Source organism: Devosia litorisediminis, assembly GCF_018334155.1.
Lineage (GTDB): Bacteria > Pseudomonadota > Alphaproteobacteria > Rhizobiales > Devosiaceae > Devosia > Devosia litorisediminis.
In genome coordinates this window covers 180,157-205,672 of sequence record NZ_JAGXTP010000002.1, presented here as the reverse complement: position 1 = coordinate 205,672, position 25,516 = coordinate 180,157, and the positions used below count along the sequence as shown (strand labels likewise).

24 protein-coding genes and 1 tRNA gene are annotated in these 25,516 nt (G+C 59.0%); 11 read left to right on the top strand and 14 right to left on the bottom strand.

What is annotated here, in order from left to right:
* The 4 genes from KD146_RS13825 to KD146_RS13810 are packed head-to-tail and all read right to left on the bottom strand — an operon-like array spanning position 1 to position 3,699.
* Positions 1–1,515, bottom strand: coding sequence for a tripartite tricarboxylate transporter permease (locus KD146_RS13825; RefSeq protein WP_212659410.1), 1,515 nt, complete (start codon positions 1,513–1,515; stop codon positions 1–3).
* Complete coding sequence (locus tag KD146_RS13820) at positions 1,515–1,964, bottom strand: tripartite tricarboxylate transporter TctB family protein (protein WP_212659409.1); 450 nt, start codon at positions 1,962–1,964, stop codon at positions 1,515–1,517. The genes KD146_RS13825 and KD146_RS13820 overlap by 1 nt, the downstream gene beginning before the upstream one ends.
* A 30-nt stretch (positions 1,965–1,994) precedes the next feature.
* On the bottom strand, positions 1,995–2,681 hold the full coding sequence (locus KD146_RS13815; RefSeq protein WP_345790834.1) for an RraA family protein: 687 nt from the start codon (positions 2,679–2,681) through the stop codon (positions 1,995–1,997).
* Between the two features lie 16 nt (positions 2,682–2,697).
* Complete coding sequence (locus tag KD146_RS13810) at positions 2,698–3,699, bottom strand: hydroxyacid dehydrogenase (RefSeq protein ID WP_212659407.1); 1,002 nt, start codon at positions 3,697–3,699, stop codon at positions 2,698–2,700.
* A 139-nt stretch (positions 3,700–3,838) separates the two neighbouring features.
* Here KD146_RS13810 and KD146_RS13805 point away from each other — a divergent pair, with 139 nt between their 5' ends.
* Both KD146_RS13805 and KD146_RS13800 read left to right on the top strand, forming a co-directional pair.
* On the top strand, positions 3,839–4,588 hold the full coding sequence (locus tag KD146_RS13805; RefSeq protein WP_212659406.1) for an IclR family transcriptional regulator: 750 nt from the start codon (positions 3,839–3,841) through the stop codon (positions 4,586–4,588).
* Between the two features lie 131 nt (positions 4,589–4,719).
* The gene (locus KD146_RS13800) at positions 4,720–6,099 is read left to right on the top strand and encodes an MFS transporter (RefSeq protein ID WP_212659405.1); all 1,380 of its coding nucleotides are present in this window, start codon (positions 4,720–4,722) and stop codon (positions 6,097–6,099) included.
* Positions 6,100–6,210: 111 nt separating this feature from the next.
* Here KD146_RS13800 and KD146_RS13795 read toward each other — a convergent pair whose 3' ends face one another.
* Genes KD146_RS13795 through KD146_RS13785 form a run of 3 tightly spaced genes read right to left on the bottom strand, consistent with a single transcriptional unit; the run spans position 6,211 to position 8,842 of the window.
* Positions 6,211–7,170 carry a Bug family tripartite tricarboxylate transporter substrate binding protein gene (locus KD146_RS13795; protein ID WP_212659404.1) on the bottom strand — a complete coding sequence of 320 codons (960 nt, stop codon included), beginning with the start codon at positions 7,168–7,170 and terminating at the stop codon, positions 6,211–6,213.
* Between the two features lie 48 nt (positions 7,171–7,218).
* A complete protein-coding gene (locus tag KD146_RS13790) occupies positions 7,219–8,064 on the bottom strand; it encodes an ABC transporter substrate-binding protein (RefSeq protein ID WP_345790833.1) in 846 nt (281 codons plus the stop codon).
* Positions 8,065–8,107: 43 nt separating this feature from the next.
* Positions 8,108–8,842: a PIG-L deacetylase family protein gene (locus KD146_RS13785; RefSeq protein WP_249327871.1), complete on the bottom strand. Its 735-nt coding sequence runs from the start codon at positions 8,840–8,842 to the stop codon at positions 8,108–8,110.
* A 333-nt stretch (positions 8,843–9,175) separates the two neighbouring features.
* On the opposite strand from KD146_RS13785, the gene KD146_RS13780 reads away from it, so the two are divergent.
* The 5 genes from KD146_RS13780 to KD146_RS13765 all read left to right on the top strand — a co-directional run bounded on the left by KD146_RS13780 (position 9,176) and on the right by KD146_RS13765 (position 16,607).
* Positions 9,176–10,051 (top strand): NADPH-dependent oxidoreductase, encoded by an 876-nt coding sequence (locus tag KD146_RS13780; RefSeq protein WP_212659402.1) that lies wholly within the window; start codon positions 9,176–9,178, stop codon positions 10,049–10,051.
* A 1,415-nt stretch (positions 10,052–11,466) separates the two neighbouring features.
* The gene (locus KD146_RS18380; protein WP_269368755.1) at positions 11,467–11,592 is read left to right on the top strand and encodes a hypothetical protein; all 126 of its coding nucleotides are present in this window, start codon (positions 11,467–11,469) and stop codon (positions 11,590–11,592) included.
* 146 nt (positions 11,593–11,738) lie between these two features.
* Positions 11,739–12,770: an AAA family ATPase gene (locus KD146_RS13775; protein ID WP_212659401.1), complete on the top strand. Its 1,032-nt coding sequence runs from the start codon at positions 11,739–11,741 to the stop codon at positions 12,768–12,770.
* A 50-nt stretch (positions 12,771–12,820) separates the two neighbouring features.
* The gene (locus tag KD146_RS13770; protein ID WP_212659400.1) at positions 12,821–14,260 is read left to right on the top strand and encodes a DUF6035 family protein; all 1,440 of its coding nucleotides are present in this window, start codon (positions 12,821–12,823) and stop codon (positions 14,258–14,260) included.
* 652 nt (positions 14,261–14,912) lie between these two features.
* Positions 14,913–16,607, top strand: a complete 1,695-nt coding sequence (locus tag KD146_RS13765; protein ID WP_212659399.1) for a recombinase family protein — start codon at positions 14,913–14,915, stop codon at positions 16,605–16,607.
* On the opposite strand, the gene KD146_RS13760 is transcribed toward KD146_RS13765, so the two are convergent.
* The 3 genes from KD146_RS13760 to KD146_RS13750 form a co-directional block, all read right to left on the bottom strand.
* Positions 16,578–16,654: transfer RNA gene (locus KD146_RS13760), tRNA-Arg, on the bottom strand. The two genes, KD146_RS13765 and KD146_RS13760, sit on opposite strands and share 30 nt — an antisense overlap.
* Before the next feature lie 122 nt (positions 16,655–16,776).
* Complete coding sequence (locus tag KD146_RS13755; RefSeq protein WP_212659398.1) at positions 16,777–18,207, bottom strand: sensor histidine kinase; 1,431 nt, start codon at positions 18,205–18,207, stop codon at positions 16,777–16,779.
* A gap of 53 nt (positions 18,208–18,260) precedes the next feature.
* Positions 18,261–19,706, bottom strand: a complete 1,446-nt coding sequence (locus tag KD146_RS13750; RefSeq protein ID WP_212659397.1) for an FAD-dependent oxidoreductase — start codon at positions 19,704–19,706, stop codon at positions 18,261–18,263.
* 215 nt (positions 19,707–19,921) lie between these two features.
* Here KD146_RS13750 and rpmH point away from each other — a divergent pair, with 215 nt between their 5' ends.
* The 4 genes from rpmH to yihA all read left to right on the top strand — a co-directional run bounded on the left by rpmH (position 19,922) and on the right by yihA (position 23,029).
* Positions 19,922–20,056, top strand: coding sequence for a 50S ribosomal protein L34 (gene rpmH, locus KD146_RS13745; RefSeq protein ID WP_046136922.1), 135 nt, complete (start codon positions 19,922–19,924; stop codon positions 20,054–20,056).
* Between the two features lie 14 nt (positions 20,057–20,070).
* Complete coding sequence (gene rnpA, locus KD146_RS13740; protein ID WP_212659396.1) at positions 20,071–20,475, top strand: ribonuclease P protein component; 405 nt, start codon at positions 20,071–20,073, stop codon at positions 20,473–20,475.
* Positions 20,472–22,307 (top strand): membrane protein insertase YidC, encoded by a 1,836-nt coding sequence (gene yidC / locus KD146_RS13735; protein ID WP_212659395.1) that lies wholly within the window; start codon positions 20,472–20,474, stop codon positions 22,305–22,307. Before rnpA ends, yidC begins: the two co-directional genes overlap by 4 nt.
* 77 nt (positions 22,308–22,384) lie before the next feature.
* Positions 22,385–23,029: a ribosome biogenesis GTP-binding protein YihA/YsxC gene (gene yihA / locus KD146_RS13730; RefSeq protein WP_212659394.1), complete on the top strand. Its 645-nt coding sequence runs from the start codon at positions 22,385–22,387 to the stop codon at positions 23,027–23,029.
* Here yihA and KD146_RS13725 read toward each other — a convergent pair whose 3' ends face one another.
* The 4 genes from KD146_RS13725 to KD146_RS13710 all read right to left on the bottom strand — a co-directional run bounded on the left by KD146_RS13725 (position 23,030) and on the right by KD146_RS13710 (position 25,260).
* A complete protein-coding gene (locus KD146_RS13725) occupies positions 23,030–23,737 on the bottom strand; it encodes a type 1 glutamine amidotransferase (protein WP_249327870.1) in 708 nt (235 codons plus the stop codon).
* A gap of 101 nt (positions 23,738–23,838) precedes the next feature.
* Complete coding sequence (locus KD146_RS13720) at positions 23,839–24,000, bottom strand: hypothetical protein (RefSeq protein WP_212659393.1); 162 nt, start codon at positions 23,998–24,000, stop codon at positions 23,839–23,841.
* 53 nt (positions 24,001–24,053) lie between these two features.
* A complete protein-coding gene (msrB, locus tag KD146_RS13715) occupies positions 24,054–24,539 on the bottom strand; it encodes a peptide-methionine (R)-S-oxide reductase MsrB (RefSeq protein ID WP_212659638.1) in 486 nt (161 codons plus the stop codon).
* 190 nt (positions 24,540–24,729) lie between these two features.
* The gene (locus KD146_RS13710; RefSeq protein WP_249327893.1) at positions 24,730–25,260 is read right to left on the bottom strand and encodes a fasciclin domain-containing protein; all 531 of its coding nucleotides are present in this window, start codon (positions 25,258–25,260) and stop codon (positions 24,730–24,732) included.
* Positions 25,261–25,516 lie beyond the last annotated feature (256 nt).

Below are 25,516 nucleotides of genomic sequence, written 5' to 3'. Positions count from 1 at the left end.
TTATTTGATACGCTCATCGGCGGTTACTCTGCTGCGCGCGGAGACACTCGCCCATATTGCCCAAAGCAGCATCAATGCGGTGATGCCCATTACAACACCACTGATAGGACGCTCGATGAATGTCAGGAAGTCGCCGCGTGACAGCAGCATGGCGCGCCGGAAGTGCTCTTCCATGAGTGGTCCGAGCACGAAGCCAAGCAGCAATGGTGCCGCAGGCAATGAAAAATACCGCATGGCAAAGCCAAGTGCCCCGAAGAACAGCACCATATGAACATCCGCCGCACTGTTGTTGATGGAATAGGTGCCGATGCAGATGAACATCAGCACGGCTGGAAACAACAACCTGTAAGGCACCAGGAGCAGCCTAACCCACAGGCCGACCATCGGGATATTTAGCAGAATTAGAAGCAGGTTTCCGATCCAAAAACTCATGATCAAACCCCAGAAGATATCCGGGTGATCGATCATCAATGACGGGCCAGGCGTTATGCCGTGAATCATCAGTGCGCCGATCATGATGGCCATGGTCGCACTGCCTGGAACACCCAGTGCAAGGGTGGGAATGAAGGCCGTCATATCGGCAGCATTGTTAGCCGCTTCAGGCGCCGCGATACCTTCAATCGCACCTTTGCCGAAACGTGAGGGATCGCGAGAAACTCGCTTTTCGAGCGCATAGGATAGAAAGGATGCGATTGATGGCCCCGTGCCCGGCAGCGTGCCAAAGAACGAGCCGACGCCTGTTCCACGGAATATCGGCATGATCGAGCGCTTGATGTCATCTTTGGTCGGGACCATCGAGCGGAAAGTGATGCTCTTGCTGTTCACACTGGACGTATCAACGTTGCCGACGGTTTGCATGACTTCGGCAACGCCGAACAGACCCATGGCCAATGCCACCAGGCTAATGCCGTCCATCAGGGACAAGGCCTCGAACGTAAAACGGGGCACCCCACTGTAGACATCGGTACCCACCGTCCCGAAAGCAATGCCCAACACCACCATCGCCAGCCCCTTGGCGGCCGAGCCATCTGAGATGGTCGATGCCGCAACGAGCCCCAGCAGCATCAGAGAAAAATACTCCGTAGAGCCAAACTGCAATGCATAGTTGGCAATCGTCGGCGAGAAAATCATCAGCAGTGCGATGCCGACCGTGCCGCCAATGAACGAGGCTATTGCCGTCATGACGAGGGCAACACCACTGCGCCCCTGGCGCGCCATTGGATATCCATCCAGACACGTCACCGCGCTAGATGGTGTGCCGGGAATATTGAGCAATATGGCGGCCGTGCTGCCCCCAAATGAGGTGCCGTACCAGATGCCAGCAAGCAATATGAGTGCGGTGGTTGGCTCGAGGTGAAAACTGATTGGAAACAGCATCGAGATGGCAGCGAGCGCCCCAATCCCGGGGATGACGCCAATCAGGGTCCCCAAAAAGACACCAACAAAGCAGTAGAGCAGGTTGGTGAGGGTAAATGCAGTCTGCAGCCCGATGGCGAGATTGGCGAAGATATCCATTAGAAGGGCCACGCAAACATGTTCATCGGAAGATTGAGTGCAAGTCTGAAGACGACGTAGGCGAGACCGCTGAGGCATATGCAGAGCGGTATCAGACTCTTGAGATTGACCTTCTTTTCCCCAAAGGATGAAACGATGGTCACGCCAAAGATGGCTGGCACCAGTCCAAACGGCGACACGAGCAGCGCAAAAACGGCAATGCTGAGCAACACAGCCAAGGGCGCACGAACATCAACGGCCGGCAAATGCCCTGACCGAAAGAATGCCGGAATCATCACCAGCAAACCCAGGATGGCCAGAACGAGGCCGACACCTAGCGGGAACATTCCAGTTCCCATACGCTGGATGGTGCCCAGCTGATAATTGCTCACCGCGTAGATCGCGAAGAACGCGCCGGTGCCGGTAATTAGGGCGCCAGCCAATGCATCCCTGCTGTCCAATCTAGCCACGAAGACCTCCCAAATCGTCTCTTGTGTGTGTCAACGACCGGTGTCGCTTTCAATGCTGCAACCGCGCTCGCGCAGAGCAACGTCCACCCATGATCGGTCGTTCTGACCAGCTTGAATGCGTTCCATTTGTGCTAGCTCAGCCTGATACTTCGCGCTGGTCGCGAGATGGATTGCTTCGACATCATCAACGGAAACCGATACGACGCCATCCGCGTCGCCAACAACGAGATCTCCTGGCGAGACCACCATGCCGCCAATGCTGACCGGAACGTTGATTTCGCCAGGACCATCTTTGTAGGGGCCACGATGGGTTATGCCTTGAGCAAAGACTGGAAACGTATCCTCGGCGATCGCCTGGCTGTCGCGCACTGCACCGTGAATTACGATCCCGACAACCCCGCGCTTCTTGGCGTGCGCAATCATGAGCTCGCCGATCAGCGCGTTGGTCACATCGCCGCCACCATCAACGACGATCACGTCGCCTGGTTCGGCCATGTCGAGCGCCTTGTGCAGTACCAGATTGTCGCCAGGTCGCGTTCGCACGGTTAGCGCAGCACCGCAGAGTTGCCCTGACTTGTGGAGCGGCCGCAGTCCGCAGCCGCCAGCAAACATGCGGCTCATGGCATCACTGACAGTGGCCACCGGAAGACCGGAAAATGCATCAATCCAACGCTGGTCCACCTTGCGCAACCTTGGCAAGATTCTAAATCCAATCACGGGGAACTCTCCATCACTATTCGAATTTGATCCCTGAGGATGCCGGCACCAAGTGCGCGACATCTGGGTTGGCAAGGCACGCCCGACGCAGCGGTCGGCCTTTAAGTGCATCAAGAAGATTGCCGACGCAGCTCAGCCCTACCGCTTTCATGCCACTCTGGCCTGCGCCGGCAATATGAGGTGTCAGAATGATATTTGGCAGGTCCCACAGAGCGTTGTCAGGGGCCGGTGGCTCAACTTCAAAACTATCGAGCGCGGCCCCAGCAAGCTGACCAGAGCGTAACGCCTCCACTAGCGCGCGCTCATCGACGAGCCCGCCGCGCGCTGTGTTGACCAAAAACGCGTCCTTGCGCATCAACGCGAGCGCTGATGCGTCAAGCATATGCCAGCTCTCTTGAGTCAGTGGGCAATGCAGGCTGACAACGTCGCTTTGGGCCAGCAAGGCTTCAAGGCTTGGCGCGTGGATGATATTTTCGGGGACTTGAGCCCGTGGGTCATACACCCGAACACTCATGCCCAAAGCTGTTGCTGATTGCGCCACCAATTGCCCGACCGCACCAAAGCCAACTATACCGAGGTCGAGACCAGCGATGTCGCGACCGACGTAGCCTGGCTTGGGCCATTGCCCATCGCGAACTGCTTGATCCAATGGCTTGAAGTTCTTTACGAGGCCAAAGATGAAGCCAATTGTGTGTTCGGCAACAGACTTTGCATTTGCACCAGCAGCGCGCAGCACTGGAATGCCGCGACGGGTCGCTGCCGAAAGGTCAATCAGATCCACGCCGGTACCATGACGAGACAGCACGGCAAGGCGTTCAGATGCCGCAATGACGCGCTCATCGATCACCCCTTGTCTGACGATTATGCCATGGACCTGGTGCTGTGCCGCCAATGCGGCCAATTCAGCGCTTGCGAGCGCGGAACCGGCGTAGATGATGTCTACGCCCTCACTAATCAGCCGCGATTCTGCCGCCTCATCAATCGCAAGTCCTGTTACCAATACGCTCTTGCGAGCCACAGTCGCCTCCGGCCTCAATCTGATTTTCTAACGCACTTGATCGGCGTCTTTGGTCTGGTTCAAAGAAAATCATACTCTTCAGAGATTGCATAGAGTGAAATGACGTTTTATTATAACCACCAACCTATGGAGCATGACTATGGCAAAACGAACTGAAGGGGTCGCGGCAGTGGAACGCGCACTGTCCATTTTGCTATGCTTTGAAGAGAAAGACAGAGTGCTCAGTCTGGCAGAGCTAACGCGTAGAACCGAACTCGACAAAGCAACGGTCCTACGGCTTGCCCGAACCCTGGCACTCGATCATTTTCTCGTGCGGACTGATGATGGTGCCTGGCGCCTGGGACCAGCGCTGGTGCGGCTCGGGACGTACTATCAGTCGACCTTCAGTCTGGGGCGTGCTGTCGAGCCCATTTTGGAACGGCTTGCTCAAGCGACGGGCGAGAGTGCTGCGCTGTATGTCCGTGAAGGCGATAGCCGCGTCTGCCTGTTCCGTCATGATTCTGAACAATCCATTCGCCATCACGTCCGCGTCGGGAGCCTTCTCCCCCTGAATCAAGGCGCTCCGGGACACGTTATCCTCGCCTACTCAGGCGAGGAAGGCGAGTTGTACGACCAAGTCCGTTCAAATGGTTTTCATCATACCTTCGGTGAGCGAGACCCCCAGGTTGCCAGCGTGTCTGTGCCGATTTTTTCGGGCGAGCGCAAATTATTCGGCGCCCTGGCCGTTACGGGGCCTCCGAACCGTTTTGGTGCGGAAGCAGTTGAATCCTATCTCCAGGCGCTACGGTTCGCGAGCGCGCGATTAACGCTCGATCTGGGCGGTGATCCCACTTTTTTTGGCCCCGACATTCTCGACCAAGACCCCGATCTACCAGTCCGTGTGGAGTAAATCTGGCAAGTCTGCGGTCGGCGAAGTCGACGCTCACAGGTCCCCGTGCATTCGCCACCAAAGTTGATCCCTGCCGACAGCTCTGTCTCGTGCAGATCCGCCGCGAGTGCATTTAACAACGAGACTTTTCGATGACCGGAACGATCCAAGGCGCAGCTGACGGCATGCCCATGCCGCGCAGGGCACTGGCTTTTGCCACAATTCTGCTTGCCGCCAGCAGTGCCGCGATGGATGGCGTATCGGTCAATGTCGCCTTGCCCACACTGTCCAGCGAGTTCGGCATAACGGCGTCGACATCAGTTTGGGCCGTGAACGTCTACCAACTCGCGGTGGTGACGAGCCTGCTTCCAATTGCGGCTATGGGCGACATTGTCGGGCACCGTCGCATCTACTTGATTGGGCTTCTCGTCTTCGCGATCATGGCCGGGCTGGCTGCGCTATCGCCCAATTTTGAGCTACTCATTCTCGCCCGCACCATCCAGGGCTTTGGGGCTGCCTGTATTCTCAGCATCAATCTGGCTCTGGTGCGATACATCATGCCCAGCAGCAGGCTGGGACGGGCCATTGGTTTGACTGCCATGGCCGTCGCCATTGCATCCAGCATAGGCCCCAGCATTGCCGGGGTATTGCTTGCATTCGGGTCATGGCGCTGGGTGTTTGGCGTCAGCCTGATAACAGGTCTTATTTCGGCGACGGTGGGCCTGTTCACGCTGCCCGAAACCAACGTCCAGGCCAAGCCGTTCGACTTCGTCAGCGCCGCCCTCAGCGCGACCATGTTTGGTAGCCTGTTATTGGGTTTCAGTACCATAGGTCATTTTTGGAATGTTGCGCTGACCGGTGCCCTTTTCCTGATCGGCATTGCGGCGGGCATCGCGCTGGTTATCCGCCTTTGGGACAAGCCGGCCCCACTTTTGCCGCTGGATCTGATCCGAATTCCTGTGTTCTCCTTGTCGGTGCTGGCCTCGTTATGCGCGTTTAGCGCCCAAATGGCCACTTACGTGTCCCTCCCCTTTTATCTGCAGAGCAGTCTGGGCTTTTCAGTACTGGAGGCGGGCCTGATCTTTGGAGCGTGGCCGTTGGCACTGGCCTGCACCGCACCCATCGCCGGCACTCTCGCGGATCGGCTGCCCGCGGGCATATTGGGATTTCTTGGCCTTGGCATGCTTGCGATGGGTTTGCTCATTCTGGTGGTTTATCCCTCAACGAGCACTCTTTGGGGGATGGCTTGGCCTCTGGCGATCTGCGGCTTCGGATTTGCGCTGTTTCAGTCGCCAAACAATCGCACAATTTTGGGTTCGGCGCCCAAAGCGCGTTCAGGCGCAGCTGCAGGCGCCCTGGCAACAGCACGCCTTGTCGGCCAGGCACTGGGAACAGCATTGGCGACACTGGCAATGTCCAGGGTTGTCGGTGGGGGACCGACATTGCCTCTGGTTCTGGCCGCCGTGTTTGCTGCCATTGGCGCCTGCATCAGCGTCGTGCGGCGCGGCAAGGTATTGGTCCCCTCATCATAGCCAGTGTGGCCTGACATTTTGCTTGGCGACAAAAAAGACTGCCACCCCCTTGGAAGGTGACAGTCAAGTTCAGATCAATAGGCCGTTTACGATGGCCCCTTTCCGGGAGCGCTACTCGGCAGTGATGTCTGCCGCGTCGATGACAGCACCCCAACGGACGAGCTCTGCCTGGAAGAACGTGTCCATTTCGGCCGCTGAACTGTGGCCGATCTTGAGGCCCTGCAGAGCCATCCGCTTGCGGAGGTCTTCATCGGCCGATGCGAACGCGAACGCGTCATTGAGCACCTGAACAACCTCATCACTGGTGTCGACGGGGACCATGGCGCCGTACCAGGTGGAGTAGCCGAAATCGGGCACTGTGTCGGAGATCAATGGAATGTCTTCATTGCCCGGGCCTTCGTCAGTCAACCCGATGATGCGGATGAGACCTGCATCAAGCATCGAGGCCAGTGAGGGTATCGAGCTTAACGACATGTCGATTGCACCCGCGGCCAGATCGACAAGCGAGGGAGCGACGCCGCTATAAGGAATATGCTCGATCTCAACACCGGTTGCCATCTTGAACATTTCAAAGCCAAGATGCGCGGCTGCCCCTGTTCCGGCAGATCCGAAGTTGAGTTCGCCGGGCCGTTCCTTGGCCAGGGCGATCAGTTCGTCAACGTTCTGAACTGGCAGGTCTGCGTTGACCACCATCGCGTGTGGGCTTTTGGAAACCAAGGCGACCGAGCGCAGATCTTCTATGACCTGACTGTCTTTGTCGACCAAAGGACGAATGACCACGTTGCCAGCCGCAGCAAAGAAGATGGTTTGACCATCAGCGTCGGCGGCGCCTACATTCTTGGCTGCGATCAGGCCGCCAGCACCCCCCATATTTTCGACCAGCACCGGCTGACCAAGATATTCTTCAAGCCGTGGAGCGAACTCGCGTGCGACCAGATCGACTGGTCCACCAGCAGCGAACGCCACAACCATGCGCACGGGCTGGTTCGGGCGCCATTCCTGCGCATGAACCGAAGTTCCAGCGACAAGCGTGGCTGTGGTCAGAGCCAGTATTTTGATGAGCGTTTTCATTCTCTCTCTCTCCCTTGTTGTGACATTGATGTCTTCCAAATCAGGCTCTCAGGGCCCGAATGAACTTTGTGCGAACAACTGATCGATCTGGGGTTCGCTGTGGATCAGCCCCTGTCGAACCGCGCATTGGATGGACAGTTCGAGACTGTGCCGGATCGAATCCAGACCGATGAGGTTCTCTTTTCCCGCGCGTCTTGCGCTGGCGCGAAGCCCTGCCATGAATGCCGATACGGCTTCAGGGTTGGCGCTCGCAAAGGCCCGTGGAACGGCAACCATATGATTGATTTGAAGACCGGCCTCGCGCTTGCACCAAGCATCACCGGCCGCAACCGGGTCCTCAATGACATGCACGAAGTTGCGCCCAGTCGGGACAGCGCGCAGAACGGCAGCATCCAACTGGCCTACGGCAAGCATCTCGTCGCATGAGATGCCGGCCGGAGCCGCGACCACATTTGGCAGATCCTTCAGAATTGGCAGATGCGGCGGCTCGAAGGTCACCCAGGTAATCGTGCTGGGGTCAACGCCGTGTTCGCGTTGCAAAATGTCGCGTAGCCAGGCGACGGTCGTGACGCTGTAGGAGCGGACGCCAATGCGCCTTCCCGCAAGATCAGCAGGCGATCCCAAATCGCTGGTGGCGTTGCGAAACAGATATTCGTGCTGGCTGCCGCCCAAGACGATAGCAGGCAGCAGTGCAACAGGCACCCCGCGCTCACGGGCAATCAGAAACGTCATGATCGGCACTTCGGCGATGTCGATATCGAGTTTCTGGAAGAACCTGCGGAAATAGGTCACGGGTTTGCCGGGCAAAAAATCGAACGCGACGTCCGACGTGGCCGCCGCCGCTTTGAATGCGTGCGTGATTGGATAGTCACCGAGTAGGGTTGATACCGTCACCGCCAAATTCCCTTCCTGCCAAAGAGCGCAAATGCCTTATGCGCTAACCAAGGAACTCGACGGCAGAGGGAAATATCTTCTGGAACGCTTCTGCGTAGACGCGACTGCCTGCGACCTGTTTCTGGCGGCGACGCGCGACCGCTCCACGCTGAAGGCCCACATTTTCATAATAGTCCCAAAGCGACTTCTGGCCTGCCAGACATTCCATCGCTTTGCGCTTGGTTTCCCAAACGCTCGTGATCTCCAGCAGAGTGTCAGGCTTGAAGCCGCACAACTCGGACTGGTGGGGCTCAAAGGAATAGACCTGCGGCGCGCCGATAACCGGGCCACCCGGCCGCCCATGCGCCTGTGCGACCATCCGGGCCTCCAGCGCAAAGTTGTGCGCTGTGACGTGATCCAGATTGGAAGGATCGGCTGCAGGGTGTGTCAGGATAAATTCTGGCTGAGTCTGACGCAGGATCTCTGCGGTGGTCATCAGCATCTGCTCGGTCACGCGCAGCATATAATCAGTGCCGTCCAGAAACACGATATCGGCGCCAAGCGCTTCTGCTGCAGCCTGCGCTTCCTGGCGGCGGATGGCACGGGCTTTCGCGGCGGTCATCTCGGGGTCGGCAAACAGCCGGGCGGATTCCCCCATTTCTCCATAGCTAAGACAGACAATGGTGCCGCGATACCCGTTCTGCGTGTGGAGAGCGATTGCCCCGCCACAACGCCAAACAAAATCACCAACATGCGCACTTATGACTACGAACTGTTTCGTCAAGACAATATTCTCCAATCACATAGCAATACTGCTCATGCACAAAAATCATCGATGGATGTCTGGGTGCCAAATTTTGACTTTGACTATTTCCTCTAGAGGGCATTATAGAGGGATACGAACAAAATGCAACGACATTTCAAAATTTGCGATTTGGCGCTAAAAGGGCGATGCGAGATTCGGTAATAGCTTGTAATACCAGAGTTTGTGACGCCGTCATGAGGCGACGATCAGTACGATTGCCACGAAAAGCCAGCGAAATCGTGCAGAAATATATACTGACCAAAGCGCCGCCGACACACTGACGATTTTCGAGAATGCAACCAGACGGACCAATCTGAGGAGGGCAATGTGCCTGAAGCCAACTTTGACGCAGCCAAGGACGACGCAGCCAGGAACATGGTCGATCAGGAGCGCATCACGGCTCTGATGACACAGCGCTATAGAGAGAATGGCGGCGTTGCGCCCCGCTCAGGTCATCCGGCAATCGAGACAATGCTCAACCACCGTACGGTGCGATCCTACCTGCCCGATGCCGTCGAAGCTGAGGCTGTTTCGTGTGCCATAGCAGCGGCACAATCTGCTCCCTCATCGTCCAATCTTCAGCTTTGGAGCGTCATCACGGTGACCGACCCGGCGCGAAAGGCGCGTCTGGCCGACCTGTGCAACAACCAGAAGCACATTTACGCCGCTCCGCTGCTCATGGTCTGGGTTGTTGATCTTGCACGGCTGCGCCGCATAACCGAGATCGAGGCACACAGCGCCGACGGCCTTGAATATCTCGAGCTATTTTTGACCGGATCGGTGGATGTAACCCTTGCTGCCCAGAACGCTGTGGTGACCCTGGAGTCGCTCGGCTATGGAACGTGCTACATTGGCTCCATGCGCAGCAATCCGCTCGAAGTATCAGCGGAGCTTGGGTTGCCACCCGGCATGTTCGCAATCTTCGGCCTGACGGTTGGCCGCGAAGATCCAGAGCGTCCTGCCTCGGTGAAGCCGCGCTTGGCTCAACGCGCCGTGCATCACACCGAAACATTTGATGGATCTCAAACCGCCGAAAACGTCGCCAGCTATAACGCCGTCATGCGCACCTTTCAGCAGGAACAGGGCATGCCTTTGGTTGATTGGTCCATAAAATCAAGCGAACGCGTTGCCAACGCTTCAGCGCTCAAAAACCGGGACAAACTGCGCGGATATCTTGAGCAGCTCGGTTTTGCATTCAAGTAGCCAAACATGCGCGACCTCCGGGCCGCGCAGACACTCTGCCGTTTGATCAGAGCTTCGACAAAGCGTAGGAGCGGCAGGTTCGTGACTGCTCTGTCGCTTGGTAGAGCCCTTAAACCCCAATGGATGGCTGGGCGGAAAGCGGAATGGCCTTGTTGCGAATGGCAACTATCGGGAATACCCCGATTAGCGGTGAACGGCCGGAACGGAGCCGAGACTGTGTGAAAACACGGCGCAGCCAAAAGTCGATAGAACGAAATTCTACGGAACATCGCGTGGCGCGGGTTTCTAGGGGGTCGAAAGGGCCGTCGGGCAGATTCAGTTGGCATTTCGACGCGCGAAAACCGTGTCTTCGAATGCCGCGAGGAATGGTTTTCCGCCGGCAATTTCCCGGGCCGAGTTTTCACACAGCCTCGACCCGGCAGCGGTCGGTCAGCAATGCGCCCCATTCCCGCCATCCAAGTGGCCGGTGGGATTTCCTAAATGCGGTCTGTCCGCTCACGTGGCGGAAATGGCAACAACGGGGTGGGAAGGGGACTGTCCGGTTTTGGGCACTGGACCGGCAAAGCCGGCGTTTAACCTTCGGGATTTCAGGGCAGAAATTGCCAAGGCACGGTTGGCACCATTACCAGAGAATTAGTAGGGCATCTAACGGGGTGGCCATGCCTAGGGCAACTAGGCCCGCAACCGAAACGATTGCCCAGGTGGCCCAGAAGCCGCGGAGGCGACCAGTCCTAAAACCGTCCACACAAATGATCAGGTTAATTGCGAAAAAGGCCAAGCCCAGTGGAAAGCTACGAATTCCGAGGCCATTGAGAAATACGGGCTGCAATCCGACGATGATTTCAAGCCCGATGAGCTGAATTGACTTCTCAGCTGGCGAAATATCTCTAAATCTATCGATTATACTTCTCCTCGCAACGCGGAGGGTTCGGATGGCGGCGGGTTAGCATTTAGTACCTCTCTGCCATCTTGATAGATTTGTCCTACGGCCCGAGCGGAAAAGCAAAATCCTTTCGTTGAAATGCTGAACGGCTGCTTCTAGGGCTTAGGATCTAGGGCTCGAATGTCCAAAACGGGGCGCATAGCTGACGTCTGCTACACTCTCATTTTTTGCAACTCGACGAAGCAGCACACCTGAAACGTCTGCTTTGCTTTGAGTGAGTGCCCCTGGTATCACCGCTCTGCTTGATCACCCGCCATTTTCGAAATTCTCCGAAGCTTCATTCCGGTCGGATTCAGCATCCTGTTAACCATTATTAACGAACCGTGATGACGAGCTGGTTGGGTTAAGGCACTGTCGTCTCAGGATTCCATCCCGGAATCCGTGGCTGCCTAGCAAGGCGGCCGACAGCCCGGGTGCAACCGGACTGACGGCCTGACCAGGTAGCCGCACCTGCAGTAACAGGAGAAGCCACATGGCTGATTTCATCTACGCGCGCGATCGGATTCGCCGCAACACCTTCCCTGACATTTCTGGATCCTTTGGGTGGCCCGGCGTCGCTGCGTTTCGCGACGCCTGCCTGGTAGGCCGCGCGCTTTAGCGCTCCCCCACCCGCCTCGATCAACGCCTGGACCTTGATCTCGAGCTGATGGCTCGAGCCTGGGCCCCTGCGTGATCGATTCCGCTCATCGAGCCGGCTTGCGCACTGAACGTGCCACAGCCCCGCTCGCCCTGGATTCCGAGAAAATGTTGAATACCGCAAAAAATCCATTCGATCGCCTGGAGGACGAGGACCGTTTTGGACCCTGGCCCGAGCAAAGCCTGGCGTTCCTGGAAATGATCGATCGCACCCAGTTCCAAAAACCGCGCTGCATCGCGCTGGAGGGGTGGGACACCACGACCATCAAGCTTGTGTCCGAGAAAGACCAAGGATCACGAGCAGCGCCGCGCACGAGCCGGGACGACAGCCATGCTGTCCAGAACCTGCTGGTGGGCCTGTCCGAGACAAAGCTGCTGGCTGGGCCATCCACGCCGCATGCCGTCGATGAGATGGCGGCAGCCCTCTTTGCCAAGTCGCCCAACTTTGCCCCAGCCATTGAGGCCATGCGCGTCAATGCGCAGCTCAAGATCAGGCAGGGCGCGCGATGGCTGCATTTCCGCCCGATCGTGATCGAGTCTGAGCCCGGGGCAGGCAAGACCCGCTTTGTGCATGAGTTGGGCAATGCCAGCGGCTTGCCACTGATCTATCTGGACTGCGCCACCATGAACACGCTGACCCCAATTTTGGGGCAGGATTCCAGTTGGTCGCATTCGCGGCCCAGCGAGATCATGCAGGCCATGTCTGCTTCACGGATCGCCAATCCCTTTGTGGCGCTCGACGAGCTCGACAAGCTGCAAAACCATGGCCGCAACGCCCATCCCAAACCCAGCGAAAGCCTGGTGGGACTGCTCGAAGCCACCACCGCCAAAGCGCATCTGGACCACTACACCCAGGCCACTTTGGACATGCGGTTCATCAACTGGATCATTCTGGTCAACGATTTGAACCGGCTCTCCAAGCCGTTCCTCGATCGCTGCCAGGTGATCCGGCTGCCCAAGCTCACCGCCGGCGACATCGCCAAGATCGCTGCCGGTGAAATCGAGCGCCGCGGCCTGGAGCCAGAACTGGTCGCGCCCCTGGCCAAGGCGGTGCGCTCAGGCCGGATCACCAGTCTACGCAAGCTCAACAAGGCCCTCGACGCGGCTGAGGCCGCCTCGGCGCGCCCCATCCTCAACTGAACTCTCTTTTTCTGAACAGCCCACCCAATCCAACAACAAGGAACTGAATCATGACCAACACCAATATCAACGCCACCACCAACAACACTCACATCCACAATGCTGGCTACAGCAGCAGCCGCAGCATCACACAGGTAATCGACACCAGCCTGCCCGCTGGCAAGCAGCTGCGCACCACCCAGAGTGTGCTTGATCCCCTGACCGTTTCTGGGCTGGCAATCCTTCGCGATGAGGTGACATCTTCCAAGGAAACGGCGGCGCCGCGCTTTGTCTGCATTGAGTGCGGGGAGCCCCTCTCGCTGCCAAAGCACCCGGCATCTGCCACAGTGCCCGCTGATGGTCGCGGCGCCTATTTCAAACACGCCTTCATCGAGAGCGCTCCAGCGTGCTCGCTGCGCACCAAGGGCGGCGTCCACGATGTGGGCGCGGTGCAGTTTGCTGGCCAGCAGGAAGGGATTAACCACCACGCTCTCAAGCTCGCACTGGCAGCTTGCCTGCGCTCAGATCCGCGCTTCAGCGATGTGCAGATCGAAAAGCGCATCACTGCTGAAGATGGCACCTATCGGGTGCCAGATGTCAGCGCGGTCCTCGATGGCAAGCGGATCACCTTCGATCTGCAACTGGCGACCCTGCCGATCAGCACGATCCAGGATCGCAACGATTTCTATCGCGCCAATGCGTGCCACCATGTCTGGCTCACCGACGCCGCGGACCTCTCGCGCTTGAGCCGCCAGGCCTTTTGCGACCTGCACCTGACCACAGGAGGGCGGATCTTTGCGATCGATGACGCTTCCATCGCCGCTTCAAAGGGGCAGTACCAGTTCCAGCTGCAGGAACTGCAGCTATTGCCGCGCCTGGCTAGCCAGCTAGCTATCCACAACACCTGGGACAAGAATCTCGTCGGCATCGACGTCATCCTGATGGATCCGCAGCGCCGCAAGGCCGAAGGGGTCCAGCGCTATCAGCAAGCCTTGTCCAACAAGGCCGAGGACGCGTTCGGACCTGAGCTGCGCATGCTGCGCGACGTCGCCACCAAGAACCTGGACCTGCGGCTGGTCTCGGCAGAGTGGCGCCGCATCTCCAATAGTATCAGCGGCATGGAGCCCGCCAGCGCCAAGTCCCTGCAACTGGACGCCGTGATGGCGTTCCTCAGCGCCTCGGAGCACTACAGCAAGGCCCGCCCCGAAAACCGAGCGATGATCGCGCCCAAGCTGCAACGGCGACTGACCACGCTACTGGGCGCGCAGAGCGCGTTGCACTGGTCGCCCCTGGTGGTGCAGGTCCACCAGACCTTCCCATGCGTGCAGCAGGCCCTCACCCCGGGGAATGCGGCCCGCCTCAACACGCTGCTGACCAGCCCCGACAAGGTCAAACCCTACCTGCGCTACAATGCCGGCATGCTCAGCGTGATCTTCCCCTGGCTTGGCTTCCGCCTTTTGGCCAAGCCGCCAAAGTTTGCGCCAAACCTGCGCATCTCAGCGCGCCGCTAGTCACAAGAGAGGCAAGACCGGCCCCATCGAGGCCCGGTCTTGCCGGCGACAGGTAACTCCGCTCGACCAAGCGGTCTCGGGGTTACCAGACGCCAAGTGGCCGCCAAAGGGCGTCCTTTTTCTTGGGACAGCAAGAAAGGGAGCAAAGAAGATGGGGTCAGGCTCAATGGGACAATCTGGAATCTCATTCAGACGCTCGAGCCCGAGGTTGACGCCGCAGCAGGCCACAAACAATCACCCCCACCAGCTCCATCGGAGCTGGAGCAACGCCGCAGGCGTAAGTGGCCTGCTGCGGGGTCAAGGCCACCTCAAGGCTCCATTCTCCAATGCGCGCGCAGCGCAGCGGTGCCACATGTCCCCTCACGACCCAGCATTAGCGGGTCGTGAACCAGCACAGCGGCATTTGAGAAAGGAAGAGGTGGACGGACTTCGGGTGATCTAAAAGGTATGGAAAAATGTGACGCTGAGACTTTCGCAAAGCCGTCAGTTGAATGACGACGTTCACCCCAATCGCAAGGCCATCCCCGTATCTGAAGCGGCAAACCCGTCACGCTGGAGGCGTTAAGTATAGAAATGCTCGTACCTGTGGAGGCAGAAAACCAGCGGTTTGCGTTTTCATCAAGGTGAGTGAGGGTACTGACGGTACAACGAGTTGAGTGAGCAAGCGGCGATGGATCTATCGAACCTCGGAACGGCCCTCCAGGCTGAATTGACCTCTTCCAAGCCGATGCGAGTCGCGGCTTATCTTCGCGTCAGCACCGTTCGACAGGCGGATGGGGAAGTTTCACTTCCCAGCCAGCAGCATCAAATCGAAGCGTTTTGTAAATCGCGCAACTGGGAAATTGTTAGCGTGTTTGTCGATGCAGGCGCATCAGGGACGAACCCGACCCGGACAGAGCTCACGCGCATGCTCGACCTTGCATGCAGTTCAGAACGCCCCTTCGACGCCATCATTGTGCACTCCTATAGCCGATTATACCGCGACTTGATCGGGATGGAGACTGCCGCAAAGCGCATGCTTGAAGTTGGCGTCGATCTGGTTTCCGCCACCCAGCCTTCCGGCTCGGATCCAACGCAACAGCTAGTTCGACAGATGCTGGCATTGTTCGACCAGCACGTCTCCGTTGAGAACGCAAAAAACGTCACTCGGGCGATGCGCGAGAATGCGCAGCAAGGTTTCTGGAACGGCTCACCTCCACCGCTCGGCTACAAAGCTGTTGCTGCCGAGCAGCGAGGCGCCAAGATCAAGAAAGTGCTGGCAATCGATGAAGTGGAAGCGGACACCGTCCGTCTAATCTTTGACCTCTACCTTAACGGCGATGTCACAACAGGAACACCACCGCTAGGCGTGACTGCGGTTGCAGCCTGGCTCAACCGTCACGGATATCAGACCAGAAAGGGCAGTAAGTTCAGCGTGGGTCCGACCCACAAGCTTCTGACAAATCCAATTTACACCGGGCGGGGGCGATACTCTATCCGCAATTCTGCCCGCGGTGGCAAGCATCCAAAGGATGAAATCATTGAGTTCGCAGTGCCACCAATCATTAAGCAAACTCAGTTTGAGGCGGCCCAGCAGAAGCTTTCGGACCATAATCCGAGGGTTACGCCTCCCCGTGTGGTCACGGGCCCCGTTTTACTCACTGGACTAGCCACTTGCGAGCACTGTGGTGGCGGAATGACCATGTCCACGGGGACCTCCAAGAGCGGCAAAGTTTACACCTACTATGCATGCGCCAATCGTGCTCAGAAAGGCACGAGCGTCTGCAAGGGAAACCGCGTAGCGATGCCCTACCTCGACAGTATAATCCTCGAAGCTGTGCTAAACCGAATATTGCCGCCTGATCGCATTGACCGGCTGCTCCAAAAATTAATTGCTCGACGCACGGAGTTCGCAGGCAATGTCGACACTCGTCTCAACGACCTAAGGTCAGAGCGCTCAAAGGTCGAGGCGGCAATCAACAACCTATATCAGCTCGCTGAAACGGGAGGCCTTGGTATTGACGAGGGGCTTTCAGCTCGGATCCAAAACCTGCGCACTCAAAAAACCAAGCTGGATTCAACGATCAAACGTATCCTCGCAAAGGCCGCGCCACTGGGCCAAATACACTCTGAGAAGGTCGCAGCCTTCTCCCGAACCCTAAAGGACAAGCTCAGCTACGGCGATCCCGCTTTGCGGCGCAACTACCTTCGCACTGTGGTGGGACGGGTTATTGTGGGCGACAAAAGGATCTTGATCATCGGCAGCACACACAACCTGCACCGCTCGATTATCGAAGGAACTTTTTCTGCAAATGGTGTTCACAGTTTTGTACAGAAGTGGCGCGCCCTAAGAGATTCGAACTCCTGACCCCCAGATTCGTAGTCTGGTGCTCTATCCAGCTGAGCTAAGGGCGCGCACGGCCGTTTGTCACGGCGGTTTCAGGAAACGGCGAGAACGCCTGTCTGCCTGAAGCGGCGCAACCCATACAGGGGCGTTTGGAGCTTGGCAAGCGCAGATGACAGTTTTTCTCTGCGCGCTAGTTTTTCACCAGCAAACTGCGCGGCAGGAACAGATCAAAGCGGGTCCCAACGGGCTGGTCAACAAAGCTGAGATGGCCGCCATGGGCCTCGGCGATTTCGCGGGCAATGGCCAGCCCGAGCCCCGTGCCACCGGCGCGCGCGGAGCCCTCAAAGGCCACAAACAGATTGTCGCGCGCCCGCGGCGGCAAGCCGGGGCCGTTATCGGCCACCGACAAGGTGATGCCCTGATCACCGGTGACCTGCGACAGAGTGACCGTGGGGTCGCTCACCTTGGCACCGGCCGCCTCGAGCGCTTCACGAGCGTTCTTGAGCAGGTTGAGCAGCACCCGGCCCAACTGGCCGCTATCGACACTGAGCACCAGGGTGTCGGGGATGGCATTGGAAAAGGTAATGGCAGGGTGCCCCGAGAGCCGGGCGTCAAAGGCCGCCTCGTCCACCAGGGGTCTGATCGGGGTGGGCGCAAGCACGGGCGGGACCGATGTCTCACGGCCATAATCGAGCACGGACTGGGCAAAACCGATGGCGCGGTCCAGCGTGGTGACCAGACGCGGCGCCAGACGCTGCACCTTTGGATCGTCGAGCGTGGCCACCTGATCGGAGAGCAATTGGGCCGAGGTCAGCGTATTGCGCAGATCGTGGTTGATCTTGGCGACCGCCAGCCCCAGATCGGCCAGATGTCGCCGCTGGCGCAGCAGGGTGAAAATGTCCTGCTCCATGGCGGCGAGCTCGCGCTCGGCAATGCCGATCTCGTCGCGTCGTGCCGATGGGGTGATGATCAGGCTGCCATTTTCGGGCGCCTGGCGGAAGGCAAGCATGTTTTCGGTCAGCCGCCGGACCGGGTGGATGAACAGGTAGCTGGCCAGCAGATAGAGCGCCATGGCTGTCAGGATGGCCAGTACCAGCGAGAGAATGACCACTTGGCGGGAATAGTCGAACATCTCCTGACGCAGGGGACGCTCGGGCATCAACAGCTCGACCATGGTCTGGTCGAGGTCGCCGGGACCGACAATGCGCAGCGTGCGACCGGGGCCGGCCAGCATGGTGTCGAGCGCACCCATGATCAGGGTGGGCAGATCGCGCTGGCGCATATCGGCGGTAACAACGGTTTCGGGGGTTACCGGATTGGCCAGCTCGATCAGCTGGCTCTGGCCCTCGCGGCGATAGACAATGGCATAGGCACCTGCCGAGGTCAGCAGCCTGTCGGTCAGGTTGCGCGGCAGGGCCATGACATCGGGCACGGCATCGAGCACCCGGGCCCCGACAACACCCACGCGCAGGCGGTCATCGAGCCAGTTGGCACGGTAGGTGGCGAGCGAGGGCAGATAGACCACGACCTCGACCAGAAGTATCACCGCGCTGATAGTGGCGATGAGTTTGATCGAGAGGCCGGCAAACCGGCTGGGCAAAGCGCTGCTTCTGGCTGTCATCGGCAATACTATAGGCGAAGCTGAGCAGTGCGTAAGCCCCGTGGCTGCGCATTTCAGGGGAGCAAACGCCGCAGGGCTGCCCGGCGTCGGGCCCAGTCGGAGGGGCGATGCTGAGCGATGAACTGGCGCCCCAGATCAACCAGTTGAGCGGCGGGGCTGGCTGGTGGCAGCAGCAGGCCAGCCAGGTCTGCCGCGCCCATGCCGCGCTCGAGCGCCAGTGCGAGCATGGCGATAGTTTCGCTGCTATGCGCGCCAATCATGGCAGCGCCCAGGATAGTGCCATCGCTTGTGGTGATCAGCTTGGTATTGCCCGGCAGATCAGCACTAGCGCGGGCTGCCGTGGTTTCGCTGGCATTTGCGCGCAACACCATTTGACCGGGTCGCAGGCCATTGGCTGTCTCGACCAGGCCGATCTGGGCAATGGCGGGGCTCGTATTGACGCTGTGCGGCACCAGCAGCGGATTGATGCGGCCAGCGGCTGCGCCGGTGGCCCGCTGCAGGACGATAGCGGCCTGTCGCAGGGCGCTCTGAGCATCATATATGCCAGCCGCGCCACCGATGGCGGTGACCCGGCCATTGGATGTCTGGCCTTGAGGGGAAAGCTGCAGGAAATCGGGACGCGCAGGATCGCGTTTGAGACGGGCCTGCTCCAGCAATTCGGGACCGAGATCCGGTACGCGCCCGAAGGCCAACAGAATGTGGGAAACATCGAGCGTGTCGAGGCTGCCATCGGCATGGGCAATGGCAATGCCGGTGCCCTGACTGCGGGGCAGAATAGCGGTGACGCTGGCGCCATCGAGGATAGCCACACCCTCCTGACGCAGGCTGCGCAGCAAAATCGCGACAGGCTCGGGATCAAAGCCTTCCAGCAAGGGGCCATGGGGCACGACGGTCACATCCGAGCCGAGACGGCGATAGGCCTGGGCCAGTTCGAGCGCCGTGGCATCGCCACCGATGACCACCAGATGGCTCAGCTTGCGCATATTGGCCAGAATGGTGTCGGGGTTGAAACTCTGGACCTTGTCGTGTCCGGGCAGATCCGGCGTAGTTGGGTGGCTGCCGGTGGCCAGCACAAACTGGCCAGCACGAACCAGCGTGGTGCCCACCCGCAAGGTCTGCCGATCAGAAAACGCCGCGGGCTCATCGCGCAGGATAACGCCCAGCGCGGCCAGACGGTCGGGCGCGGTCTGGGGCGCAACAGCGTCAGCTATGGCGCTGGCGCGCTCGCCGATGGCGCGAAAGCTGGGTTTGGGATCGGTGTCCTTGAGTCCCAGCGCGGATGCGGTACGCATGGCGTGAGCGCGCGCGGCACTGGCCATAAAGGCTGCCCTGACAGCCTCGTCCCGCGCCGCATTGCCGGGCTCATCGCCTGGTCTTTGCACCAGCACGACGCTGAGGTTGCGCGCCCGCGCATCGATCGCCAGAGATATGCCAAGCGCGCCTGCACCGATGATGCAGAGATCAGGTTTGAGTATATCGACCATGTCCGCCAACGGCATGAAGTGCTCTATAAAGGTCTTATGGGGCGATCCGGATGTGAAAACAACGGGGCAAGACTGGCTGGGAAGTGTCGCTAGGCGCGTTGACTTGGGGTCCAGTTTTCCCTATAGACGCCACCAACCCGCACCGTGGGCGCCCCGCGCTCCATGTGTGTCCGATATTCTTGCTCAAGAGCAGCAATCTAGAGGAACCGCGCCCCGCGCGGTTTGATGTCATGAAACGTACTTATCAGCCGTCTCAGCTCGTGCGTGCCCGCCGCCACGGTTTCCGTGCCCGTATGGCCACCAAGGACGGTCGTGCGATCATCAATAAGCGCCGTCGCGACGGTCGCAAGAAGCTCACGGCCTAAGGCCGCTTGGCCGGATGACGGCCGTAGCGCCCAAGCCTGACGCCCTGCGTCGGCTCACCAAGCGCTCCCAGTTTCAAAGGGCTGCCCGGGGCAATCGCGCCGGGCGCTCTGCGTTTGGGCTGCAGGCTGTCGCCGCGCCCACGCCGGAACCGGGAATCGGGTTTACCGTCACCAAGAAGACGGGCAATTCCCCCGAAAGAAACCGTATAAAACGTCGCTTACGCGCGGCTGTGACAGCATGCGCGCGTGACTTTGTGCCCGCCCACGACTATGTGCTGGTCGGACGGCGCGAAGCGCTGAGCGAACCCTTTGCCAAGCTGGTTGCCGATCTGGGTGCCTTGATCGTGCGTGTGCACGCTCCCAGATCGACTGATCAGCGCAACTCTTCCGGCCGCGGCCCACGGAAACAAAAACAATGACCGATAATCGCAATGTCATCCTGGCTATCGTGCTCAGCATGATCGTGCTGTTTGGCTGGCAGTTCTTTATTGCCGGCCCGCAATTGGAGCGGGCACAGCAGCAGGCACAGATCGCGGCTGAACAGGCCCAGAGCGAAGCAGCCCTTGCCACGCCCAATGCAACTGCCGTTGCTGCAGGCACACCCGGCACCGTGGCCGCTGACGGCACTGCATTTTATACCGATCGCGCCGCAGCGATTGCCGCAACGGATCGCGTTGTCATCGACACGCCCGATCTGCACGGCTCGATCAACCTGACCGGTGCGCGGCTCGACGATCTCGAACTCAAGCAGTATCGCGAGACGGTTGATCCGGAGTCGCCGATCATCACCCTGCTGACCCCGGCGGGCGCCCCCAATGCCTATTTTGCTGAACAGGGCTGGGTTCCCGCTGCAGGTGCTGCAGTCACCGTGCCCGACAGCAAGAGCGTGTGGAGCGTTGAAGGCAACGCCACCACGCTCAATGCATCAAGCCCGATCACGCTGCGCTGGGACAATGGCGATGGCCTGACTTTCCGTCGCACCTTTGCGGTCGACGAATACTACCTGTTCACCGTCACCCAGTCGGTGGAGAACAACAGCTCGGGCGATATCGCGCTGTTCCCCTATGCGCGCGTTGCCCGTCATGGCACGCCCCAGGTGGCCAATTTCTTCATCCAGCACGAAGGCCCGCATGGCGTTCTGGGCTCCAACAACATGGTGTCCAAGAAATATAGCGACATGCAGAAGGACCAGCAGGTTCGCTTCGACAACACCTCGGGCTGGCTTGGCTTTTCGGACAAGTACTGGGCAACCGCTGCGCTGCCCAAGCCCAATACCGATATCAATGCCCTGTTCTCGTGGAAGAATACCGGCGCCTATGACGACTACCAGACCAGCTTCGTGGAAACGACGCCGGTTGTGGTTGCTGCAGGCGCAACGGCCACCAATGAGAGCTATCTGTTTGCCGGCGCCAAGGAAGAAGCGGTCATCAATCGCTACCAGCAGGAATACGGTTTTGACCGCATCGACCTGCTGATCGACTGGGGCTGGTTCAGCTTCCTGACCAAGCCGATGTACTATCTGCTGACGTTCCTCAATGGCATTATCGGCAATTTCGGCCTGGCCGTGATGGCGGTGACGGTGATCGTCAAGGCCGTGTTCTTCCCACTGGCCAGCCGCTCTTATGCATCGATGGCCGCCATGCGCCGCGTGCAGCCGGAAATGAAATCCATTCAGGAACGCCTGAAGGATGACCGTCCGGCCCAGCAGCAGGCCATGATGGAGCTGTACAAGAAAGAAAAGATCAACCCGCTCAGTGGCTGCTGGCCGGTTTTGATCCAGATCCCTGTGTTCTTCGCACTCTACACGGTGATCTTTATCAGCCTGGACATGCGCCATGCGCCGTTCTTCGGCTGGATCCGCGATCTGGCAGCACCCGATCCAACCAATATCTTCACGCTGTTCGGCCTGATCCCCTGGGACCCGACGATTCTGCCAGTGGTAGGCGGCTTCCTGCATCTGGGCGTATGGCCCGTGATCATGGGCCTGACCATGTGGGTGCAGATGAAGCTGAACCCGCCGCCACCCGACCCAACCCAGGCGATGATCTTCAACTGGATGCCGGTGATCTTCACCTTCATGCTGGGCACCTTCCCCGCTGGTCTGGTGATCTACTGGGCCTGGAACAACACGCTGAGCGTGACCCAGCAGTACTTCATCATGAAGCGCCATGGCGCCGAGGTGAATCTGCTTGGCAATATTCTGGACGCCTTCAAGCGCAAGCCCAAGGCGAATGAACCGACCAAACCCTGATCGCCACAACCGATCAGCCATGCTAAATGCCCGCCGGGACCCTCCGGCGGGCAAATTGTTTTGAAGGCAGCAGCACCATGAGCACTATTGATTACGCGCCTGAAATGATTGAACGCGGCCGGCTGCTGTTTGCGCGGCCGTTCCTGTTCGTCAAAGGCTGCGTCAGCATTGCCGATCTGCCCGAAATGGACCGGGTGGAAATCTCGTTCGCCGGCCGCTCCAATGTGGGCAAGTCGAGCCTGATCAACGCGCTGTGCGGTGTGTCGGGCCTAGCGCGCACGTCCAACACCCCGGGCCGCACGCAGGAGCTCAATATCTTTGAGAGCCAGAGCGAGAACCTGCGCATTGTCGATATGCCCGGATATGGCTATGCCCGCGCGCCCGAGGACAAGGTGCGCAAATGGACCCGACTGGTGCATCGCTATCTCACCGGCCGCGCTACGCTGCGCCGCGTCTATGTGTTGGTCGATGGCCGCCATGGCCCCAAGGAAAACGATCTGGTGGTGATGAACGAACTCGACAGCACCGCGGTGAGCTATCAGGTGGTGCTGACCAAGTCGGACAAGCCGACCAAGGAAGAGCTTGAAAAGGTCATCGCCAAGACCCAGGCGGCCATCGCCAAGCGACCCGCAGCACATCCGCATGTGATCCTGACCTCGTCGGTCAAGGATGTGGGCCTGAAGGAACTGCGCACCGAAATCGCCATGCTGCTGGAAAGCTGATCAGCTTTTCTTGAAGAACCGGGCGATGTAGTCGGCAGTCTGAGCGCTGTCCGATGGAGTAGCGATGGACGAGACTGCGGTGTCGACCAGCTCGTCAGGCACATTGCCACGGCGCAGTTCGGCCAGCGCGACCGCATAGGCATCGTCAAATTCGGGATGCGGCTGCAGGCTGAGCGCTGCGCCATTGCCATATGCCAGCCCGGCATTGGGCGTGAACGCTGACGCCAGAATGACTTCGGCATTGGCTGGCGGGGTGATGACCTGATCCTGATGCGAACAGGCGATGGCCAGACTGGCCGGGGCGGCCTGCATATAGCGGGGCCGCTCGGTCACGGCATAGGTGTGGCGCCCCAGGCCCCAGCCCTTGTGCGATTTGCGCACTTCGCCACCAAGCGCATCCGCCATGATCTGATGACCAAAGCAGACCCCGAGCATGGGCGTGCGTTGCTGATAGCCCTTGCGGATGAAATCGCGCAACGGATCGAGCCAGGCCAGCTTGTCATAAACACCGGCGGCCGAGCCGGTGATGACAACGCCTTCAAGGCGATCAAGATGGGGAAACGGTTCGCCATCGGCGATGTTGATGGTCTGGTACTCGAAGCCCTGCCCTGTTCGATCGAACATGGCCTCGAACATCTGGCGATACGGAACGAAGCGGGAGCGCAGCGGCGCGGGCACTTCACCGGTCTGGATAATGGTCAGTTTCATGGGTGGTGGCATCACTGAAGGAGACCACCCTTAAACGCCTTCGGCCGACGCAAGGCAATGCCTGCATCGGCCGAAGTGGGGAGGATTAGAAATAGGCGGGACTACTTGTCCGAACGGGGACGGGTCTTGCCCTGGTCGGGATGTTTGACCTTGGCTTCGCCCGGGGCCTGACCAAACTCGGTGCCCCCGAGGTGACCGCCAGCGCTCATCTTTTCGACCTGGGCCAAATCGTGCTCGACCTGTTCGGTAATGCTCTTGCTCATGGTTGGTCTCCTTTTGCTGGAATTTCCAACCGCTCAGGAGCCAAATCGTTCCACTAGGCGGGCACGAAGTCGAGCGAAACGCCATTGATGCAGTAGCGCAAACCGGTTGGCTGCGGTCCGTCCTCAAACACGTGACCTTGATGACCACCGCAATTGGAGCAATGCACTTCGGTGCGGGTCATGAACAGGCTCTGGTCCACCGAGGTGCCAATGGCGCCTTCAATGAAGGTATAAAAGCTGGGCCAGCCGGTGCGGCTGTCATACTTGGTTTCGGAGGCAAAGAGCGGCTGTGCACAGCCGGCGCACACGAAGGTGCCAGTGCGTTTCTCGTCATTAAGGGGCGAGGTAAAGGGGCGCTCGGTGCCTTCGTGGCGGAGCACGTCATAGGCGCTAGGCGATAGCTTGGCGCGCCATTCCTCATCGCTGAGCTGGTAGGGGAACTCGCCTTCTGCGGCCTGGGTAGAGCCCATGGAGCGCAGGCCGAAAAAGGCGCCGAAGGCGGCGATGGCGGTGCCACCCAGAAGATTACGTCGGTTCATAGCCATGACAGTTCTCCTTTACGAGATTGCCCCGCGCCCGGGACCGCAGGAGGGAGTGCGGGCAGCGGCGCGGGGCGTATTGACGTGCACTATACGTTCTTGGGCAAGACAGTGGCACGTCAAGATTTGGTGAGAGACTGCACGCCGGCAGCCTCTCTCATGGGGCCATTCGCAGTGGCCCCATGATTGGTTACATAGCCGAGGCTGGGGTCAGCACAGCGTCGATGACGTGGATGACGCCGTTGGACTGGATGACGTCGGCAACGGTGACGTTGGCCACGGTGCCGTTTTCGTCGGTGACGGTCACGCCGCCATTTTCAGCCTTCAGCGTCAACTTGCAGCCACCAACGGTGTCCACAACGTGTTCGCCGCCATCGGCTTCAACCATGCCAACGATGTCGGTGGACAGGGCCTTGGCGGGGATCACATGGCACGCCAGAATGGTTGCAAGGGTGTCCTTGTTTTCTGGCTTGAGCAGGGTTTCGACGGTACCGGCTGGCAGGGCGTCAAAAGCGGCATTGACGGGGGCCAGCACAGTGAATGGGCCTTCGCCGGAGAGGGTCTCAACCAGGCCAGCGGCCTGTACGGCTGCAACCAGCGTGGTGTGGTCAGCCGAGTTCACGGCGTTTTCGACGATGTTCTTGTCGGCATACATGGCGGCGCCGCCAACCATTGGGTTGTCCTGGGCCATTGCACCACCGATCGAGGCAGCGGAGAGCATGGTAGCGACGGTAAGTGCGCGGAGAGAGAAGTTCATTGGGTCGTTCCTTCCTGTGTTTCGTTCCCAGTTCGCTTGGGACATGTGGAGGAACGGACGGTTTTCCGGATAAGTTTCAGATTGTTTCGCGAAATCGGAAAATAGTTTGAAATTTTCTTCGACGCACCTGAAACCACTATGTTTACCGGTACAAACAAAACTGCCGTCGACCAATTTAGGATCAACGGCAGTACTTTTTTCGATCACAAATATTCTTATT

Excerpts from the sequence above, each read along its gene's own strand:
- KD146_RS13825 (WP_212659410.1), bottom strand. The coding sequence starts at position 1,515 with ATGGATATCTTCGCCAATCTCGCCATCGGGCTGCAGACTGCATTTACC.
- KD146_RS13805 (WP_212659406.1), top strand. The coding sequence starts at position 3,839 with ATGGCAAAACGAACTGAAGGGGTCGCGGCAGTGGAACGCGCACTGTCC.
- KD146_RS13800 (WP_212659405.1), top strand. The coding sequence starts at position 4,720 with ATGACCGGAACGATCCAAGGCGCAGCTGACGGCATGCCCATGCCGCGC.
- KD146_RS13795 (WP_212659404.1), bottom strand. The coding sequence starts at position 7,170 with ATGAAAACGCTCATCAAAATACTGGCTCTGACCACAGCCACGCTTGTC.
- KD146_RS18380 (WP_269368755.1), top strand. The coding sequence starts at position 11,467 with ATGGCTGATTTCATCTACGCGCGCGATCGGATTCGCCGCAACACCTTC.
- KD146_RS13775 (WP_212659401.1), top strand. The coding sequence starts at position 11,739 with ATGTTGAATACCGCAAAAAATCCATTCGATCGCCTGGAGGACGAGGAC.
- KD146_RS13770 (WP_212659400.1), top strand. The coding sequence starts at position 12,821 with ATGACCAACACCAATATCAACGCCACCACCAACAACACTCACATCCAC.
- KD146_RS13755 (WP_212659398.1), bottom strand. The coding sequence starts at position 18,207 with ATGACAGCCAGAAGCAGCGCTTTGCCCAGCCGGTTTGCCGGCCTCTCG.
- KD146_RS13750 (WP_212659397.1), bottom strand. The coding sequence starts at position 19,706 with ATGCCGTTGGCGGACATGGTCGATATACTCAAACCTGATCTCTGCATC.
- rpmH (WP_046136922.1), top strand. The coding sequence starts at position 19,922 with ATGAAACGTACTTATCAGCCGTCTCAGCTCGTGCGTGCCCGCCGCCAC.
- rnpA (WP_212659396.1), top strand. The coding sequence starts at position 20,071 with ATGACGGCCGTAGCGCCCAAGCCTGACGCCCTGCGTCGGCTCACCAAG.
- yidC (WP_212659395.1), top strand. The coding sequence starts at position 20,472 with ATGACCGATAATCGCAATGTCATCCTGGCTATCGTGCTCAGCATGATC.
- yihA (WP_212659394.1), top strand. The coding sequence starts at position 22,385 with ATGAGCACTATTGATTACGCGCCTGAAATGATTGAACGCGGCCGGCTG.
- KD146_RS13725 (WP_249327870.1), bottom strand. The coding sequence starts at position 23,737 with ATGAAACTGACCATTATCCAGACCGGTGAAGTGCCCGCGCCGCTGCGC.
- KD146_RS13720 (WP_212659393.1), bottom strand. The coding sequence starts at position 24,000 with ATGAGCAAGAGCATTACCGAACAGGTCGAGCACGATTTGGCCCAGGTC.
- msrB (WP_212659638.1), bottom strand. The coding sequence starts at position 24,539 with ATGAACCGACGTAATCTTCTGGGTGGCACCGCCATCGCCGCCTTCGGC.
- KD146_RS13710 (WP_249327893.1), bottom strand. The coding sequence starts at position 25,260 with ATGCTCTCCGCTGCCTCGATCGGTGGTGCAATGGCCCAGGACAACCCA.